The sequence below is a fragment of the Streptomyces sp. NPDC054932 genome, from assembly GCF_053610205.1.
Genome location: NZ_JBSGXU010000040.1, coordinates 1 through 18,296, shown reverse-complemented (window position 1 = coordinate 18,296; position 18,296 = coordinate 1). Strand labels below are relative to the sequence as shown.

The 18,296-nt window shown below is 72.5% G+C and carries 17 protein-coding genes and 1 pseudogene; 8 read left to right on the top strand and 10 right to left on the bottom strand.

Going from position 1 to position 18,296, the window contains the following annotated elements; translation table 11 throughout:
* Positions 1–18: 18 nt before the first annotated feature.
* The 8 genes from ACWGE1_RS14110 to ACWGE1_RS14075 form a co-directional block, all read right to left on the bottom strand.
* The gene (locus tag ACWGE1_RS14110; RefSeq protein WP_453420757.1) at positions 19–1,080 is read right to left on the bottom strand and encodes an aminotransferase class V-fold PLP-dependent enzyme; all 1,062 of its coding nucleotides are present in this window, start codon (positions 1,078–1,080) and stop codon (positions 19–21) included.
* 69 nt (positions 1,081–1,149) lie between these two features.
* On the bottom strand, positions 1,150–1,857 hold the full coding sequence (locus tag ACWGE1_RS14105) for a DsbA family oxidoreductase (protein ID WP_453420756.1): 708 nt from the start codon (positions 1,855–1,857) through the stop codon (positions 1,150–1,152).
* Positions 1,858–1,925: 68 nt separating this feature from the next.
* Complete coding sequence (locus ACWGE1_RS14100) at positions 1,926–2,426, bottom strand: N-acetyltransferase family protein (protein ID WP_453420755.1); 501 nt, start codon at positions 2,424–2,426, stop codon at positions 1,926–1,928.
* A 63-nt stretch (positions 2,427–2,489) separates the two neighbouring features.
* Positions 2,490–3,938, bottom strand: a complete 1,449-nt coding sequence (locus ACWGE1_RS14095; protein WP_453420754.1) for a peptidoglycan D,D-transpeptidase FtsI family protein — start codon at positions 3,936–3,938, stop codon at positions 2,490–2,492.
* 62 nt (positions 3,939–4,000) lie between these two features.
* Complete coding sequence (locus ACWGE1_RS14090) at positions 4,001–4,720, bottom strand: response regulator (protein ID WP_453420753.1); 720 nt, start codon at positions 4,718–4,720, stop codon at positions 4,001–4,003.
* Positions 4,717–5,982 carry a sensor histidine kinase gene (locus ACWGE1_RS14085; protein ID WP_453420788.1) on the bottom strand — a complete coding sequence of 422 codons (1,266 nt, stop codon included), beginning with the start codon at positions 5,980–5,982 and terminating at the stop codon, positions 4,717–4,719. The genes ACWGE1_RS14090 and ACWGE1_RS14085 overlap by 4 nt, the downstream gene beginning before the upstream one ends.
* A 5-nt stretch (positions 5,983–5,987) precedes the next feature.
* Positions 5,988–6,968: a hypothetical protein gene (locus ACWGE1_RS14080; RefSeq protein WP_453420752.1), complete on the bottom strand. Its 981-nt coding sequence runs from the start codon at positions 6,966–6,968 to the stop codon at positions 5,988–5,990.
* Between the two features lie 128 nt (positions 6,969–7,096).
* Positions 7,097–7,879: an IclR family transcriptional regulator gene (locus ACWGE1_RS14075; RefSeq protein ID WP_453420751.1), complete on the bottom strand. Its 783-nt coding sequence runs from the start codon at positions 7,877–7,879 to the stop codon at positions 7,097–7,099.
* A 127-nt stretch (positions 7,880–8,006) separates the two neighbouring features.
* On the opposite strand from ACWGE1_RS14075, the gene ACWGE1_RS14070 reads away from it, so the two are divergent.
* The 4 genes from ACWGE1_RS14070 to ACWGE1_RS14055 all read left to right on the top strand — a co-directional run bounded on the left by ACWGE1_RS14070 (position 8,007) and on the right by ACWGE1_RS14055 (position 11,478).
* On the top strand, positions 8,007–9,530 hold the full coding sequence (locus ACWGE1_RS14070; RefSeq protein WP_453420750.1) for an aldehyde dehydrogenase family protein: 1,524 nt from the start codon (positions 8,007–8,009) through the stop codon (positions 9,528–9,530).
* 103 nt (positions 9,531–9,633) lie between these two features.
* Positions 9,634–9,879 (top strand): hypothetical protein, encoded by a 246-nt coding sequence (locus ACWGE1_RS14065; protein WP_453420749.1) that lies wholly within the window; start codon positions 9,634–9,636, stop codon positions 9,877–9,879.
* Positions 9,880–9,951: 72 nt separating this feature from the next.
* On the top strand, positions 9,952–11,199 hold the full coding sequence (locus tag ACWGE1_RS14060; protein ID WP_453420787.1) for a TerD family protein: 1,248 nt from the start codon (positions 9,952–9,954) through the stop codon (positions 11,197–11,199).
* A gap of 102 nt (positions 11,200–11,301) precedes the next feature.
* Complete coding sequence (locus tag ACWGE1_RS14055) at positions 11,302–11,478, top strand: hypothetical protein (protein ID WP_167344711.1); 177 nt, start codon at positions 11,302–11,304, stop codon at positions 11,476–11,478.
* 27 nt (positions 11,479–11,505) lie between these two features.
* Here ACWGE1_RS14055 and ACWGE1_RS14050 read toward each other — a convergent pair whose 3' ends face one another.
* Together ACWGE1_RS14050 and ACWGE1_RS14045 are read right to left on the bottom strand one after the other, a co-directional pair.
* A complete protein-coding gene (locus ACWGE1_RS14050; protein ID WP_453420748.1) occupies positions 11,506–12,945 on the bottom strand; it encodes an alkaline phosphatase PhoX in 1,440 nt (479 codons plus the stop codon).
* A 183-nt stretch (positions 12,946–13,128) separates the two neighbouring features.
* On the bottom strand, positions 13,129–14,649 hold the full coding sequence (locus tag ACWGE1_RS14045) for a hypothetical protein (protein ID WP_453420747.1): 1,521 nt from the start codon (positions 14,647–14,649) through the stop codon (positions 13,129–13,131).
* 444 nt (positions 14,650–15,093) lie between these two features.
* Here ACWGE1_RS14045 and ACWGE1_RS14040 point away from each other — a divergent pair, with 444 nt between their 5' ends.
* The 4 genes and pseudogenes from ACWGE1_RS14040 (at position 15,094) to ACWGE1_RS14025 (ending at position 18,256) form a co-directional block, all read left to right on the top strand.
* Positions 15,094–16,935, top strand: coding sequence for an endonuclease/exonuclease/phosphatase family protein (locus ACWGE1_RS14040; protein ID WP_453420746.1), 1,842 nt, complete (start codon positions 15,094–15,096; stop codon positions 16,933–16,935).
* Positions 16,936–17,038: 103 nt separating this feature from the next.
* Positions 17,039–17,317: pseudogene (locus ACWGE1_RS14035) on the top strand (GNAT family N-acetyltransferase); the annotation flags it as partial.
* 144 nt (positions 17,318–17,461) lie between these two features.
* A complete protein-coding gene (locus ACWGE1_RS14030; RefSeq protein WP_453420745.1) occupies positions 17,462–17,716 on the top strand; it encodes a hypothetical protein in 255 nt (84 codons plus the stop codon).
* 120 nt (positions 17,717–17,836) lie between these two features.
* Positions 17,837–18,256 carry a hypothetical protein gene (locus tag ACWGE1_RS14025; protein ID WP_453420744.1) on the top strand — a complete coding sequence of 140 codons (420 nt, stop codon included), beginning with the start codon at positions 17,837–17,839 and terminating at the stop codon, positions 18,254–18,256.
* Positions 18,257–18,296 lie beyond the last annotated feature (40 nt).

The window sequence follows — 18,296 nt, the reverse complement described above, 5'->3', positions numbered from 1 at the left end:
CGCGCGGGCCTCACCGCCTCAGGAGGCGGAGAGGACGTCCAGGAGCCGGTCCACGTCCGCCTCCGTGGTGTAGAGGTGGAACGAGGCCCGCAGCAGGCCCGCGCGGGCCGATGTGGCGATGCCGGCCGCCTGCAGGACGTGCTGCCGGTCGGCGAGGCCCGGCACGGAGACGATGGCGGAGTCGCCGGGGACGGGCTCGTGGCCGAGGCTCGCGAGTCCGGCGCGGTAACGGGCGGCCAGGGCGGTGTCGTGGGCGTGCACGGCCTCGATGCCGATCCGCTCGATCAGGGCCAGTGAGGCCTCTGCCGCGTGGTAGGCGAGGAAGGCCGGGGACTCGTCGAACCGCCGTGCCGAGTCGGCCAGTTTCGGCATCGGCCCGTAGATGGCGTCCCACATCGACTCCGCCGCCACCCAGCCGGCGTGCAGCGGGGTAAGCGTGTGCTGGGCCTCCGGCGACACGGTCATGAAGGAGGCGCCGCGGACGCTGAGCAGCCATTTGAAGCCGACCGCGACCGTGTACTCGTACGGCGAGGCGTCGAAGGGGAGCCAGCCGGCCGCCTGGGAGACGTCCACGAGCATCCGGGCCCCGTGCGCCGTCGTCGCCGCGCGCACCGCCGGCAGGTCGGCCTGCCGCCCGTCCGCGGACTGCACGGCGCTCAGCGAGACCAGGGCGGTGTCCGGGCCGACGGCCTCGGCGAGGGACTCCAGCGGGGCGAAACGCACCTTGAGGTCGTCCCGCACCACGAACGGGTTGATCACGGAGGCGAAGTCGTCCTCCGGGCACAGCACTTCGGCGCCGGAGGGCAGCGACGCCGCGACGAGGCCGACGTGGGTGGAGACGGCCGAGCCGACGGCCACCCGGTCGGCGTCCACCCCGACCAGGCGGGCGAAGGAGGCGCGGGCCCGGTTCACGCGGTCGAAGTCGCCGAAGCCGGTGGGAAGGCCGGCGCCCGCCGCCTCGGCCAGCTCCCTGATCGCCGCGACGGCGGAACGCGGGACGACCCCGCAGGTGGCGGTGTTGAGGTAGGTGGTGGAGTGGGCGAACTCGGCACGGGTCGCTTCATCGAGCTGAAGATCCATGCCTCAACTCTGCGCCAGGAGCGACCCAAAGTCCATTGCCGAGTTCACTGCCCATACCCAAAGCAATCCTTATGACTGCGGGACCGCGCACGCCTCGTCGGGTCCGCACGCGTCGGCGGCGACGGACGGCTCCTCGACCTCGCGCCCGGCCCACGCCTGCTCCAGGGCCCGGGTGAAGATCTCGGCGGGCTGTCCGCCGGAGATCCCGTAGCGGCGGTCGAGGACGAAGAACGGAACGGCGTTCGCGCCCAGTTCGGCGGCCTCGCGCTCGTCGGCGCGGACCTCGTCGGCGTAGGCGGACCCGTCGGCGAGGACCGTGCGGGCCTCGGCCTCGTCCAGCCCGGCCTCGACGGCGAGCGCGACCAGCACCTCGGGGTCGAAGACGGAGCGCTCCTCACCGAAGTTGACCCGGTAGGCGAGGTCGAGCAGCTCCTCCTGGCGGCCGCGGGCGGCGGCCAGGTGCAGCAGCCGGTGGATGTCGAAGGTGTTGCCGTGGTCGCGCCCCTCGGTCCGGTAGGTGAGACCCTCCGCGCGGGCGCTGGAAGCGACGTGCTCCTCCATGGCGCGCGCCTCGTCGAGGGTGCGGCCGTACTTCTTGGCGAGCATCTCCACGACGGGGGCGGTGACGCCCTTCGCGCCGCCCGGGTCGAGCTCGAAGGACCGGAAGACGACCTCCACCTCGTCGCGGTGCGCGAACTCGGCCAGCCCCTTGGTGAAGCGGGCCTTGCCGATGTAGCACCAGGGGCAGGCGATGTCGCTCCAGATCTCGACGCGCATGATCCTTCTTCTCTCCGGGTTCAGGGGGGTGTGAAACGGTTTGTGGTTAAACCATCAACCGCCCCGTCTCATTCCCCGGACGGATCCGGCATCCGGTCCACCTGCAGCCACAGGGTGCGGTGGGTGCCGGTGCGGGGGACCGAGGGGTCCGCGAGCCAGCCCTGAGCGGCGTAGAAGGCCCGGGCGCGGAGGTTGTGCTCGTAGACCTCCAGGCGGACCCGGCGGATTCCGGCCCGGCGCCAGGCGTCCAGACAGGCGGCGTGCAACGCGGCCCCGGTGCCGCGGCGCCAGTGGACCGGGTCGACGTGGAGCTGGGTGAGGGTGGTCTCGCCGTCCTGCGTGCGGAACGCGGCGACCCCGGTGAGCTCGCCGTCCTGTTCGGCGCAGAGGACCGCGCCCTCGGCGGCGTCCCGGGCGATGGCCCGCGACCAGCCCTCGCGGGTCCGCTGTATCTCGGCGTCACCCGCGTAGGCCTGCTCGGGGATGTGTCCCTGGTAGTAGGTGGCGCGGGCCCTGGTGTGCAGGGCGGCGATCGCGGCGAGGTCGGCGGGCTGCGCGGTTCTGATCATGGGAAGGGGAACGCGCCGGGAACCCCGACGGTTCCCGGCGCGTGGGTCCTGCGGCTCGCGCGGCTACTTCTTCAGCCACGCCTCCATCATCTTCTGGGCGATGGGGGCGGCCAGCTTGCCGCCGCCGATCTCGGAGCGGTCGGTGTCGGAGTTCTCGATCACCACGGCCACCGCGACCTGCTTGCCGTTCAGCTTGCCGTAGGAGGTGAACCAGGCCAGCGGGGCGAGGCTGTTGTTCACACCGCGCTGGGCGGTACCGGTCTTGCCTCCCACCTCCGCGCCCGGGACCTGGGCCGGCTTGCCGCCGCCCTCGGTGGCGACCGTACGCATGGCGTCGCGGAGCATCGAGGCCGTCTTCTCGCTCATGACCTGCCGGGACTTCGGGTCCTTGAAGCTCTCCAGCACGTTGCCGCCCGCGTCGGTGACCTCGGAGACCATGTGCGGGGCGACGAGCTTGCCGCCGTTCTCGATCGCGGCGGTCACCATCGCCATCTGGAGCGGGGTGGCCTGTACGTCGAACTGGCCGATGCCCGTCTGCGCGACCTGGTCGACCGACATCTTCTTGGACGGGTACTTGCTCGGCGGGTTGGTACGCACCGGCGTGTCGATCTGCGTGTTGAAGCCGAGCTTCTCGGCCGTCGCGCGCATCTTGTCCTGGCCGAGCTTGGACGCGAGCTCGGCGAAGACGTTGTTGCAGGACAGCCGCAGGGCGGTGCGCACCGAGACGTTGTTGCAGGCCGCGGAGCCGGCTTCGCTGGGCAGCAGGGTGCGGGTGCCGGGGATCGTGTACGGGTCGGGGATGCCGGTCTGCTGGTCGATGTTGGTGACCAGGCCGTTCTCGATCGCCGACGCGAGGGTGACCAGCTTGAAGGTGGAGCCGGGCGCCTGCGGCTTGCGCAGCGCCACGTTCTCCATGGCCTTGCCCTTGTCGGCGGAGAGCTCGGTCCAGGCCTTCTCGTCGTTGGCGCCGGCGATGCTGCCCGGGTCGAAGGACGGGTTGTTCACCACGGCGAGGATCTCGCCGGTGGCGGGATCCATGGCCACGGCCGCGCCCTGCTTGCCCTGGAGCGCGTCGTAGGCGGCCTTCTGGACGTCCCTGTCGATGGTGGTCAGGACGTTGCCGGGGGCGGCCCGCTTGTTGGTGAGCATGTCCATCACGGTCTTCAGCCGGCTGTCGGAGCCGTTGAGGACGTTCTTGTAGATGCCCTCCAGCAGGGTGGTGCCGTAGGCCTGGGAGCTGTAGCCCGTGATCGGTGCGTACAGCGGGCCGTCGACATAGGTCCGCTTGTAGGCGAAGTCCTTGCCGCCCGTCTTCACCGAACCGGTGATCGCCTCCCCGCCCACGATGATGTTGCCCAGCGGGTTCTCGTACTGCCCGATGAGGTTGCGGCGGTTGTGCTTGTCGTCTGCGAGGGCCTGGCCTTGGTATGCCTGCACCCAGGTGACGCGGACCAGCAGGGCCAGCACCAGAAGCAGACAGAAGACCGACGCACGCCTGATCGTCTTGTTCATCCCCCAGAAGGACGTCCCGGCGGCCCCAGCCGTTCCGCTCTGCCCCGATTGTGGCGGGGTTCTCAGCTTTTCTTCATGATGAAGCCCCCCTCGTAGGCCGCGATGACCGCCTGGGTGCGGTCGCGGGAGCCGGTCTTGGTGAGGACCGCCGCGACGTGCGTCTTGACCGTCTGCGGTCCGACGCCGAGGCGCTCGCTCATCTCGTGGTTGGACAGGCCGGTGGCCATCAGACGCAGTACGTCGGCCTCGCGGTCGGTGAGCCGGGCCACCCAGGGCGCGCCGGCGGGCGGGACGGCGGCCGTGTGGGCGGCGGCGAGGGAGCGGACGGCCGCCGGGAAGAGCAGGGAGTCGCCGCGGGCGACGAGCCGGACCGCACCGATCAGCTCGTCGGGGTCGGCCCGCTTGAGGAGGAAGCCGGCGGCTCCCGCGCGCAGCGCGTCATAGACGTAGGCGTCGTTCTCGAAGGTGGTGACGACCACGATCCTGGGCGGCTCGGCCATGGTGGCGAGGATCTGCTCGGTGGCCCGGATGCCGTCGATCTCGGGCATCCGGACGTCCATCAGCACCACGTCGGGAGCGAGTGAGCGGACCAGGGGAACCGCCTCGGCCCCGGTGGCCGCCTCGCCGACGACCTGCAGATCGGCCTCGGCCTCCAGGATGACCCGCAGCGCGGTGCGGACCATCCGCTCGTCGTCGCAGAGCACGATGCGCAGCGGCGGCCGCCCCGCGGGAACGGATGCGGGAACGGGTCCGGTTCCGGGTGCGGGTGCGGGTGCGGTCATCGGTCGTCCCCGGCGAGCGGGAGGACGGCCCGCAGCCGCCACCGGTCGCCCTGCGGGCCCGCCTCGACGCTGCCGCCGAGCAGTGCGGCCCGTTCCGCGGAGCCGCGCAGGCCGCGGCCCCCGGTGGTGCGGGGCTCCCGGTCGCCCGGGGCAGCGGGCGGATTGGTCATGGTGATCTCCAGTTCACGCAGTGCGGTGTCGGGGCGGGTCCGTACGCGGATCCGCAGGTCGACCGGTCCCGCGCCGTGGCGCAGGGCGTTGCTGAGTCCCTCCTGGACGATCCGGTACGCCTCGCGGGAGGCGATCGCGGGGAGGGCGGCCCAGTCCCCGGAGGGTCCGGGGTCCTGGTGCGCGGTGACGGTGGTGCCGGCGGCCCGGGTACGGGCCAGCAGCCCGTCGAGGTCGGCGGCGAGCGTGGGCGCGGGTGCGGCCTCCGGCCGGGCCGGATCCCCGTCCCGCAGCAGGCCCAGTACGGCGTCCAGCTCGCCCACCGTCCGCCGGGTGGTGTCCTCGATCGCGGCCAGCGCCTCCCGTACGAACGCGGGATCGCGCTCCAGCATCCGCCGGGCGGCGACCGCCTGGAGGGTGACGGCGCTCAGCGCGTGCCCGACCGCGTCGTGCAGCTCCCGGGCCAGCCGGTTGCGCACCGCCAGGTCGGCGGCCCGCTCCTCGGCCGCGGCCAGCCGGTCCGCCGGCGTCGGCCCGAGCAGTACGGGCGCCATCCCGGCCAGCAGCTTCCCGGCCCCGGCGGCGCACAGGGTGAGCCCGGCCAGCAGCCCGATCCCGATGAGGGGGGCGAGGTACACGTTGGCGTCGGTGGTGAACCAGCCGTAGTCCAACCGGACGTCCCGCAGTCCGCTCACGATCGGCAGGATGATCAACAGGACGGCCATCGGCGGCACCGCGAGGGTCATTCCGCTGATCAGCGCGCCGACCCCCAGGTGCAGGGTCCACCAGGCCGAGGCCCGCCCCCGGGCGGCCCAGGACCGCGCCGGCCCTTCGGCCAGCCGCTCCCCCGGTACCCCGCACATGGCCCGCACCGCGGCCACCGACATCGGCCGGACGGGCCCGACCAGCGCCGTGGCGGCGACGAGGGGCAGGGAGCCGGCGTAGGCGAGGAGGCTGAGCGGCAAGGAGTTGAGCACATTGACCCCGCCCGAGACGACGCCGACCACCACCTCCGTGAGCAGGAAGTACGGCATCAGCAGGGCGCCTCCGAGTATCAGGTGCACCCAGCGCCACCGGGCCCGTGCCCCCAGCAGCCGCTTCACCCCGGGCGGCGGGCGGTGAGGGACCGTATGAGGACGGTCCCTGCGAGCAGTCCGGTGATCATCTGGCCAGCGTAGATGAACAGCGCCTCGGTGGAAGGCCCTTCGCCTCCGTCCAGCTGCGGGCCCAGCGCGGCGATCAGCATCCAGGCCCCCCAGTTCAGCGCGGCCGCCCCGCCGGTCCAGGCGAGACCCAGCGCCCACCGTGCCGGGAACCTCCCGCCGCGGGCCAGGAGCAGCGTCCCGGCTGCCGCGGCGAGCACGCACAGCGCATGGGTCGCGGTCACCACGGCCGTGTCCGCGGAGTGCGCGGCCCCCCTCCCGGCGCCCCCGCCGAAGGCCCCGTACACCAGCACCGCGGCGATCACCAGGCCGACGACCGTCGCGGCTGCCGCCACCACCCCCGTGGACGACGGCAGCCGCTCCCCCGTCACGCCCTGCCAGCGCCGGCCCCAGCGCTCCCGCGCATAGGGGACGAACAGCCCGGCCAGGGCGAGTCCTTGAACCGTGAATCCGGTGTAGACGACGTTGAACACCCAGGGGTCCAGGAAGGGCTCCCGCACCGCCTCCGCGACCGGGTCCGCTCCGAAGCCGAGAGCCCGTACGAGCAGTTGGCCGGGGAATGCGAAGAGGATCGGGGTCAGCAGTCCCGTGGCCACGAACACGGGGACGGTCAGCAGCCAGGCCGGCACCCGTATCCCCCAGGGCCTGGTGAGCACCAGTACGAGCAGGATCACGCAGGCGTCCATGGCCATCGTGACGGCATTGGCCGCGGTGAAGAACGGACCCGGCTCGCTCAGCCGGCTGCCCGCCGGTATCCCCACCTGGCTCCCGGCCAGCCAGGCCGCCTTGAGCCCCAGGTACGGCACGGTGGCGGCCAGGGCCACCACCCGCAGGATCCGCCGCCCGGTGCCCGGCCTGGCGGCCGACGGCCGCTTGCCGTCCGTCACATCACTCGGGTGCATCGCTCGCGTGTTCATGCCTCCACGGTCGCGGCTGCGCGGCCCCGCCACCTCCCCCTTGAAGGGGAACCGCCTCCCCCACGCGGGGGAGGACCACCCGCCCCGCGTCGGGAAGGAGCACCGCACCACCGCACACGGGGCCCGCTTCACATGCGGCGCGTCACCACCGACAGCCGGTCCCGGGCCTCGAACAGCGCCGCCTTGATGACCTGTTCGTGCTCCCCCGTCAGCCGCGCCACCGGCACCGAGCAGCTCACCGCGTCCCGGGCCGGCGTCCGGTACGGCACGGCCACCCCGAAGCAGCGCAGCCCGAGCGTGTTCTCCTCCCGGTCCACCGCGTACCCCTGCTCCCGCACCAGCGCCAGCTCCTCGATCAGCTGCTCCCGGTCGGTGATGGTGTGCTCGGTGACCGCCTCCAGCCGCCGCGGCAGCAGTCCCCGCACCTCCGCGTCCGTGTGCGTGGCCAGCAGCGCCTTGCCCAGAGCCGTCGAGTGCACGGGCAGCCGCCGCCCGACCCGGGTGAAGGGCCGCAGGTAGTGCTGGGACTGCCGGGTGGCGAGGTAGACCACGCTCGTCCCGTCCAGCCGGGCCAGGTGGATGGTCTCCGTCGTGTCGTCGGAGAGCCGGTCCAGGGTGGGCCGGGCGGCGGCGACGACCTCGTCGCCGTCGATGTACGAGCTGCCGACCAGCAGGGCCCGTACGCCGATGCCGTACCGGGTGCCCGTCGCGTCCGTCTCCACCCATCCCAGATTCACCAGGGTGCGCAGCAGCATGTAGAGGCTGGACTTGGGGAGCGAGAGGTCGTTCTGGATGTCGGCCAGGCTGTGCAGCCCCGGCCGGGCCGCGAAGTGCTCCAGCAGCAGGACGGTCCGCACCGCCGATTTGACCGGCGCCGCCTGCGCCGGGATCCCCGACTCGGTCGTCGTCATACGGCTGCTTCCCCTCTGATCGCCTCTTGTCACGCCGAGGACGCGGAAATAGAGTCCACAGCAGATGTGATCATTCATCCACCGGAACCGCGTTCAGAATACTGAACGATCCAGGAGGCAGTGGGCCATGACAACGACACCAGTCTGGAGTGTGGACCCCCGCACCGGGAAGCAGCGCGAGCAGGTTGCGGTGGAGGCCACACCCCGTGAGGTGGACGAAGCCGTACGGGCGGCCCACGCCGCCCGTGGCCCGCTCGCCGACGCCGGCGTCCGCGCCGCTTTCCTGCGCGCCGCCGCCTCGGCCCTCGACGAGGCCGCCGCCCACGTCATCGAGGCCGCCGACGCCGAGACCGCGCTCGGACCGGGCCGGCTCACCGGCGAACTGGCCCGCACCACCGGCCAGCTGCGCGCCTTCGCCGACGCCGTGGACGCCGGGGCCTACCTCGACATCCGGATCGACCGCGCCGACCCCTCCCTCAGCCCGCCGCGCCCCGAACTGCGCCGCTACAAGGTCCCGCTCGGCGTGGTCGCGGTCTACGCCGCCTCCAACTTCCCGCTCGCCTTCTCCGTCCCCGGCGGCGACACGGCGAGCGCGCTGGCCGCGGGCTGCCCCGTGGTCGTCAAGGCACACCCCGACCACCCCGCCACCTCCGAGCTCTGCGCCTCGCTGCTGCGCCGGGCCGCGGTCGCCACGGGCCTTCCGGCCGAAGTGGTGAGCGTGGTCCACGGGTTCGACGCCGGCCTGGAGCTGATCCGCCACCCGCTGGTGGCGGCCGCCGGATTCACCGGTTCCATCCGGGGCGGGCGGGCCCTGTTCGACGCCGCCGCCGCCCGGCCCGCACCCATCCCCTTCCACGGCGAACTGGGCTCCCTCAACCCCGTCGTGGTCACCCCGGCCGCCGCCGCCGAACGCGCCGAGGAGATCGGCGCCGGGCTCGCGGGCTCGGTCACCCTCGGCGTCGGCCAGTTCTGCGTGAAGCCCGGCCTGGTGCTCGTCCCCGAGGGCGCGGCCGGCGACCGGGTCACCGGCGAGCTCACCAAGGCGCTCGGGGAGACCGAACCGGGCGTGCTGCTCGACCACCGGATGAGGGAGAACTTCGTCTCCGGGGTGCGCGAGCGGGCGGCGCTGCCCGGCGTCGATGCCCCCGTCACCCCCGGTTCCGGCGGGGAGCACACCGTCGGGGCGGGCTACCTGACCGTACGGGCCGAGAACCTTCTGGAGGGCGGCGGGTACGACCTCCTCCTGGAGGAGTGCTTCGGTCCGGTCACCGTCGTCGTGCGCTACGCCGACCAGGGCGAGGCGGGCGCCGTCCTCGGCCGCCTCGGCGGGAACCTGAGCGCCACCCTGCAGTTGTCGGCCGCCGAGACCGAGGGCGCGCCGGGCCCCGCCACCGAGCTGATCGGGCAGGTCACCGGGCTGGCGGGCCGGATCGTCGTCAACGGCTGGCCGACCGGGGTCGCGGTGGCCCCGGCCCAGCACCACGGCGGCCCCTACCCGGCGGCCACCTCGCACTCCACGTCGGTGGGCGGGACCGCGATCGAGCGCTGGCTGCGGCCGGTGGCCTACCAGTCGGTGCCGGACGCGCTCCTTCCGGCGGAGCTGCGCGAGGCCAACCCGCTGGGGCTGCCGCGCCAGGTCACCGGGGGCTGAGCGGGCACCGCCCGTACGGTGTCCCGGCGGGCAGGCCGCCCCGCCCGCCGGGACACGGTAAATCCCCTTGCCGGTCCGGCCCCGTCGCGGCAGGCTGCGCCGCATGCCGAAGCCGCACGGGTTCACGTACGAACGCCACCGCGACGACCGCGTGGTCATCACCCACCGGGGCCGCACCGCGGCCACCCTGCGCGGTGGCCGGGCCGAGCAGTTCCTCACCGAGGTGGAGTCCGGCGACGCGCAGCTCGTGATGGCCCGCTGGACCGGCTCGTACAAGTTCGGCAACGAGCGCGTCGCGCGCAGCCACCCGCGCAACCGGTCGGGCGACCGCTCACGCAATCAGCACTGAAACATCCCGAAATATCCCGCGAGGGTAAGGGAACGGCAAAGCACCTCCGGTCGTTCTCCGGGCATGACCGCTATGACCCCTGGATCCAACCTGCCGCTCAATGCCGTCCGCGTGACGGTCGACGTGGCTGCGCCGGTGCGGCTCGACGTATCGGCCCTGCTCCTCACGGCCGACGGCAAGGTCCGCTCCGACGCCGACTTCATCTTCTTCAACCAGCCCACCGGGCCCGGTGTCAGCTACCGGTCCGGCGGCGGTTCGACGCCGGACTCGATCACCGTGGACACCGGCGCGGTGCCCCCGGGCATCGAGCGGATCGTGGTCACGGCCAGCCCCGACGCCGCCGGGCAGAGCTTCCAGGGCATCGAGCCCACCGCCACCGTGCGCAACGCCGACGGCGGCGCGGTGATCGCCGGCTTCACCCCGCCGCAGCTGGGCACCGAGACCGCACTCGTGGTCGTCGAGATCTATCTGCGCGGCGGCGTGTGGAAGGTGCGCGCGGTCGGCCAGGGGTACGCGAACGGCCTCGCGGGCATCGCCACCGACTTCGGGGTCTCCGTGGACGAGGAGCCCGCACCGGCCCAGGCCGTGACGCCCCCTCCGGCCCCGGCGCCCCCCGCGCCCCCGGCCCCGCCGGTCTCCTACCCGGCCTCCCCCTGGCTCGGTGGCGCCACCACGCCCGCGGCTCCCGTCCCGCCCGCGCCCGCGGCCCCCGCCGCGCCCCCGGCCCCCGCACCCGGCACCGGAAAGATCAATCTCGACAAGGGCCGGGTCAGCCTCCAGAAGAACCAGACCGTCTCCCTGGTCAAGGGCGGCCGTCCGCTGCTCTCCCAGGTCAAGATGGGCCTGGGCTGGGAGCCCGCGTTCCGCGGCCGGGACATCGACCTCGACGCCTCCGTCATCGCGTACGGCCCGCAGCGCAACCACATCGACAGCTGCTACTTCGGCAAGCTGTCCATCCTCGGCGGCGCCATCAAGCACTCGGGCGACAACCTCACCGGTGAGGGCGCGGGCGACGACGAGGTGATCGTCGTGGACCTCGGCCGGATCCCCGCCGACGCCACCGGCCTGGTCTTCACGGTCAATTCCTTCTCCGGCCAGAAGTTCACCGAGGTGGCCAAGGCATACTGCCGCCTGATCGACGCGGCGAGCGGCGAGGAGCTGGTGCGCTTCGACCTCACGAGCGCCGAGCCCCAGACCGGCGTGATGATGGCCAAGCTGATCAAGCAGTTCTCCGGCGAGTGGGAGATGACGGCCATGGGCGAGTTTGTGAAGTCGCGCACAGTGCGCGGCATGGTCAAGCCCGCCGCACAAGCACTCTGAGCAGGTGGGCGGGCACATACGGCCACCGGTGCGCATCCCGGGTGATGGATGCCACGCGTAATGTGCAGGTGGCTGTCAGTGCCCGCCCGTAGCCTTGAAACCATGCACGAGACACTCACACCCGCGGGGCCCGCCCGCCCGTCCGCCGCCGAGGCGAACGAGGCGATACGGCACCTTGTGGAGACCCGGGTGGACGGCGAGTGGCCCTCGGAGGCGTATGAGTTCCTCCTCGCCGAGTGGGCCGAGGCCTCCCGCGCGGAGGTTTCCCCGGCCCACTGAGGTGCGGGCGCCGCAGCGGCCCCGCCGTCAGTGGGCGCGCCGCCACGGCCCGGTGATGGCCAGCATGATGCCCGGGTCCTGGATGTTGGCGTACAGCGTGCGTCCGTCCGGAGCGAAGCAGACCCCGGTGAATTCGGAGTATTCGGGCTCCTCGGCCGACCCGATGTTCAGCTCGTTGCGCGCCAGCGGGTAGGTGCGTCCCGATGCGGTCGCACCGAACAGGTGCTGCAGCCCCGAGCCGTCCTCCGCAATGATCAGGCCGCCGTACGGGGACACGGTGATGTTGTCGGGGCCGTCGTAGCCGCCGTCCACCGACGGGTCCGCGTTGACCCCGATGAGGACGGTGAGCCGGATCGTGCGCCGCTTGGGGTCGTAGAACCAGACCTGACCGTCGTGGGCCGCGCCCGGGCTCTCCTCACGGGCGTAGGAGGAGACGAAGTACGCGCCTCCGTCGGCCCACCACATGCCCTCCAGCTTGCGCCCGCGCGTCACCACGCCGTCCGCGAACTGCTTGCGCACCGGCACGGTCCGGGCGTCGCGGTCGGCCACGTCCACCCAGTCGACCCCGTAGACCGTGCCGATCCTCGTGGCGCGCGAGAGGTCGTCGACGAACCGGCCCGAGCTGTCGATGCACTTGGCCGCCTGGAGCACGCCGGCGTCGGCCGCGAGCGTACGGAGCCTGCCGCGCCCGTGGCGGAAGCCGCGGGGCGGGGTCCAGCGGTAGAGCAGCCCGTTGGGGCCGGAGGCGTCCTCGGTCAGGTAGGCGTGGCCCTGGCGCGGGTCGATGACCACGGCCTCGTGGTCGTAGCGCCCGAAGGCCTTGACGGGCCGCGGGTCGCGGTTGGCGCGCCGGTCGTGCGGGTCGACCTCGAAGACGTAGCCGTGGTCCTTGGTCATGCCGTTCTTTCCGGCGAGGTCCGAGTTCTCCTCGCAGGTCAGCCAGGTGTCCCAGGGGGTGGCGCCGCCCGCGCAGTTGGTCGACGTACCGGCGATGCCCACCCATTCGGCGACCTCGCCGCCGCGCCGGACCTCGACGACCGTGCAGCCGCCGGCCGCGGCCGGGTCGTAGACCAGGCCCTCGGTGAGCGGGACGGGGTGGGCCCAGTTCTCCCGCTTGCCCTTCAGCTCGTGGTTGTTGACGAGGAGGGTGACCCCGCGGTGGCCCTCGAAGGCGGCGGTCCCGTCGTGGTTGGACGGGGTGGTCTCGCCGGAGTCCAGCTTGGTGACCCCGCTGTGCGTGATCACGCGGTACGTGAACCCTGCGGGGAGGGCGAGCAGTCCGGCCGGGTCGGGGACGAGGGGGCCGTAGCCGGGCTCGCAGGGCCGCCCGTGCTCGTCGCGGGCCGTGCTGTCCTCGGCGGCGAGGGCCCCGGGGGCGGTGGCGAGGGCGCCGACCGTCCCGGTGAGCGCGACTCCCGCGCCGGCGATGACGGTGCGGGCGGTGAAGTCTCTGCGGGTGAGCGGCATCGGGGCTCCAGGGGTGGGGAGGTGGTCCGCCTGTCGTGCGGTCGTCGGCGCACACGCTCCCGCCCGCACGTGAACGGCGGCTGAACTACCCACCAAGAAGAACCGACCCCTTGCCCTGCCCCGGAATGGCCAACTCCGGCCCCAGGAACGGCGCATTGTCACCGCCCGCCCGCGGCGGCTGCCTCAGGGCCGGCGGGAACGCGCCTTGAACGCGGCCTTGCGCGCCTCCTTGGCCGCCTTCCGGTCCGGGTGCAGCCGGCCCATCGTCTCCAGCACGTACGCCGTCGCCGGGTGCTCCACCCGCCACACCTGATCGAAGAAGCCCGTGTGATGAGCGGTCAGGCCCTCCATCAGGAGCGGCAGCTCCTCCGTCTCCCCGTCGGCGGCGAGCTGCGCCGCGATCGTGTCGACCGTCAGCCAGAACACCATCTCCGGGTCCGGCGCCGGTACGTCGCCCACCCCGCGCTCGGCCAGCCAGACCCGGGCGAGACCACCGAGCTCCGGGTCGTCCAGCACCGAGCGGACCACGGGCTCGGCCTCCGGCCCGGCCGGCGCCAGGGCCTGCTGGCACCGGAGCCGGCGCAGCGGGCCGCCCTCGTCGTCCCCGCGGGCGGCGGCCAGCAGTTCGGCGGCCGCGGCGGGCAGCTCCCGGCCGGCGAGCCACTGCTCGATCTCGGCCTGGGCGGCGCTCTCGCTGTAGAAGGAGATCGCGTCGAGCAGTGCGTCGGCGCCCTTCTCGGCCAGTTCGCCCACGGCGGGGGCGTCGACTCCGGCTTCCAGCATCCGGGCCCTGATCCCGTACAGGCCGAGCGGGGTCAGGCGGACCATGCCGTAGCGGGAGACCTCCTCGTCGTCGACAGCGTCTGCGCCGACGGTCCCCGGCTCCGGGGAGCCGTCGGCCTCCGCCATCAGTTCCTCGTCGACGGGCCGGAACTCCACCAGCCCGATCGGCTCCAGCTGCCGGAACTGGTCGTCGAGGCGCATCATCGCGTCCGAGACCTGCTCCAGCACGGCGTCGGTCGGCTCACCCATGTCGTCGGGCACGACCATCGACGCGGCGAGCACCGGCAGCGGAACCGGCCCGTCCGCGGCCCCGCCCTCGGTGACGGTGAGCAGGTAGAGGTTGGCGAGGACCGCGTCGAGGAAGTCCGCCTCGCGCCCCGGGTTCCAGTCCAGCCGGTCGAAGTCGATCTCCCCGCCCGCGTCCAGGGCGTCGACGAGGTCGTCCAGGTCGGGCACCGCCGCGTCGGCGAGCACCGTGTCCAGGGCCGCCAGCCACAGGTCGAGCACGTCACCGGGCGCACCGCCCGTCACCAGTGCGAGGTCCTCCCCGGGCGCTGCCGTGCCGAACCGCTCCCCGGGGGTCCCCTCGGAGGTCCCCTCGACGCTCGCCCCTCCACTCTCCCCGCCGTCGTCCTCCGGTTCGGTCACGTCGACCAGGCCGGTGTCCACGGCCACGCGCCAGGCCTGACTCGCGTACCCGGCGGAGTCCGCGTCGGCCGTGTCGAGGCCGAGCACCGCGGCGGCCTCGGCCAGCTGGTCGGCGGCGAGCTCACCGCCGACGCCGACGCGGGTGTCGGGTCCGGCCCAGCGGGCGAGTCGTACGGCGCGCGCGAACAGCGGGGCGCCGAGGGCGTCGCGGGCCAGCTCCGCATCGGAGTGCAGCCGGACCGGCGGCAGCGTGGGGTGCGACTCTGCGGACATGGGGCGGTTCTCCTCGCGGATGCGGTGGGGCAGGGCTGTGGCGCAGGTGGAGCGGGGGCGGGGCGGGGCTGTGACAGGGGTCTGAACGGGGTCGGACGGGGTGTGGCGTTGGTGACACGGGCCGTGCGACGAGCGGACCGTCAGATGCGCCCGGATTTCGATGACATGGCCGACATGACGGGCAGTGCGGGCATGGCGGATGTGGCGCAGATGACAGATGCGGCGTCGTGCGGCGCTCCAGCGTAGACGCATTTCGGGCGCGTCCGGCGGGCCATCCCCTTTGGTTCATCCCACAGTCAGCTGTCGTATTCCCTGGAGGGCTTGACAACTTTGCTGGCCACACAGGAAATTGACGCGCGTAGATGTATCGGGAGCGGCAGACCATCCGCAGATCTCGCTGCCGCACCCCCCACCTTCCCCTCTCCCACACCGGAGTTCCTGCCCATGCGCTCCTCGCATCCCCGTTCCGCCGCCGTCGCGGCCCTCGTCGCCACCGCACTGGCCACCGGCCTGCTCGCGGGCTCCGCCGACGCGGCCGAAGGCGCCGTGTCCGCCGATCCGATACGCATCCACGACATCCAGGGCACCACCCGCATATCCCCGCTGAACGGCAAGCAGGTCACCGACGTCGAGGGCATCGTGACGGGCGTGCGGACGTACGGTTCGCGGGGCTTCTGGATCCAGGACCCGGACGCCGACGACAACGACGCCACCAGCGAGGGCGTCTTCGTCTTCACCAACTCGGTCCCGACCGTCGCCGCGGGCGACGCGGTCAAGGTCTCCGGCACCGTCGGCGAGTACATCCCCGGTGGCGTCAACTCCGGCAACCAGTCGGTGACCCAGATCTCCAAGCCGACGGTGACCGTGGTCTCCTCCGGCAACGCGCTGCCCGAGGCCACCGCGATCAACGAGTACTCCGTGCCCGCCGAGTACACCCCGGCCGGCGACCCGGCCGCCGGCGGCAGCATCAACGGCCTGGTGCTGGAGCCCTCGCGCTACGCCCTGGACCACTACGAGTCCCTCGAGGGCATGAACGTCAAGATCGGCACCTCGCGCGTCGTCGGCGCCACCGACCCGTACTCCGAGCTGTGGGTCACGGTGAAGGGCTGGGAGAACACCGCCAAGCGCGGCGGCACCGTCTACGGCTCCTACGAGTCCCAGAACACCGGCCGCCTGCAGATCCAGCAGCTCGCGCCCATCGCGCAGCAGCCCTTCCCCGTGGCCAACGTCGGCGACAAGCTGACCGGCACCACGGAAGGCCCGCTGGACTTCAACCAGTTCGGCGGCTACACGCTGGTGGCCCGCACCCTCGGCACCGTCAAGGCGGGCACCCTCGCCCCCGAGAAGACCAAGCCGCAGGCCGAGCAGGAGCTCGCGGTGGCCACGTACAACGTCGAGAACCTCGACCCGACCGACCCGCAGGAGAAGTTCGACGCGCTGGCGAAGGCCGTCGTCGAGAACCTGGCCTCCCCCGACATCCTCGCCCTGGAGGAGATCCAGGACGACAACGGCGCCAAGAACGACGGCACCGTCTCGGCCGAGCAGACCCTCGCCAAGTTCACCGCGGCGATCTCCGCGGCGGGCGGCCCTGCCTACCAGTGGCGGACCGTCAACCCGGAGGACAAGAAGGACGGCGGCGAGCCCGGCGGCAACATCCGCCAGGTGTTCCTCTTCAACCCGGCGCGCGTCTCCTTCACCGAGCGCGCCCCCGGTGACGCGGTGACGGCGACCGGCGTGGTCAAGGAGAACGGCAAGGCCGCCCTGACCCACTCCCCCGGCCGCATCGACCCCGCCAACCCGGCGTGGGCGGACAGCCGCAAGCCCCTCGCCGGCGAGTTCGTCTTCCGCGGCAAGACGGTCTTCGTGATCGCCAACCACTTCGGTTCCAAGGGCGGGGACGAGGGTCTGACCTCGCACCACCAGCCGCCGCTCCGTTCCTCGGAGACCAAGCGACTGCTCCAGGCGCAGGCCGTGAACGGCTTCGTGAAGCAGATCCTGGCGGAGGACAAGAACGCCAACGTCCTGGTCCTCGGTGACATCAACGACTTCGAGTTCTCGGCGACCACGGACGCGCTGGCGGACGGCGGGGCGCTGTACCCGGCGATCAAGTCGCTGCCGAAGGCGGAGCGGTACTCGTACGTCTACCAGGGCAACGCGCAGGTGCTGGACCAGATCCTGACCAGCCCGGCGATCAAGAAGTTCACGTACGACAGCGTGCACATCAACGCGGAGTTCGCCGCCCAGAACAGCGACCACGACCCGCAGGTGCTGCGCTTCCGCCCGTAACCCCTCGGGTCCCGAAGCCGCAGGGGTCCGGCCACCGTCCAGGCCGGGCCCCCTGCCACAATCCGGCCATGATCTTCCGTGAGGCCACCCGGACGGGGTCGGCGGGGCGGTCCTCGGCTGCCTCCAGCTGACCTACGTCCCGGGTCTGGGCCGGAACGGACAGGAACGGGCGCTCGTGGAAGCGGTACGGGTCCGCGCGGACCGGCGGGGCGCGGGACTCGGCGCCGAACTGATGCGGCCGGCCGTCGAGCGGGCCCGCGAGCGCGGCTGCGGCCTGATCCAGCTGACCAGCAACAAGCGACGGACGACCGCGCACCGCTTCTACGAGCGGCTGGGCTTCGCACGCAGCCACGAGGGCTTCAAGCTGCAGCTGGAGCCGTAACGGGGCCTTCTCGGACAAGGTAGGGACTTTCGGCCCTGGCGTGACGCTCGACACATCTCCACCGAATCGACCGGCAGTGGTGTTGAGTATCTCCACGCCCGATCTTGTACCGGCTTGTACCGACCGCATCCCCGGAGGATCCTCGTGTTCCCCTCCATATCCCTCGCTCAGGAAATCGGCCTCGCCGTCCTGCTCGTGGCCGCGATCGTCTGGGTCCTCGGCCTCGGTCACATGCTGCGGGACAACCGTTTCCACCGCCCGGAGCCCACCGCACCCGAAGGCCTCCCGATGATCCCGGCCCAGCGCAGCTCCGCGGCGCACCCGATGGAGTCGGTGGAACTGACCGAGGCGGAGAAGCAGGCCTTCGCGGGCCTGATCCGCACGATTCCCCTGCACTGACCTCCCGGCCCCGGACGGGTACGCGGTCTTCCGAACCCGTGCGGCGCGGTCACTACGATCGGCTCATGACGTCACATCGGGCAGATGCCTCGTAGATCCCCGCGCGGGCCGAGGGCGACCGTGCCCGATAGCCGGCACCAGGGCCGGAACCATGCGGTCAGCACGCTGCTCATCAGCGCGTGCCCCGGCCCGCCGGCCTGTACCGCCGTGCACACCCACCTCTTCGTCGACGGCCTCGACCTGGTGGCGCGCAGCGACAGCCGAATGGCCGGCCTCGACCCGGGGCAACTCCTGCGCCCCGGCGGACCGCTCCATCCGGCCGACATGCCGCGCGAGGTCGACATTGCGGCCGAGGAGCGGCCCGATCCGGGGCCGGACAGGCTGACCGTCCGGGTCCGGCTCCGGGGCGAGACCGTCATCTGGTCCGACCTGATGTACCCGGGTCCCGACGAGGGGACCGTCGAGGAGGTTCACTTCCGCCTCGGGCAGTACCTGGGCGAGGTCGAGCGGGCGTACGCGGCGTTGACGGGCCGGCCCTGACCGCAGCGAGCGCCCTCCCCGGCCTGGTGGGGCCGGGGAG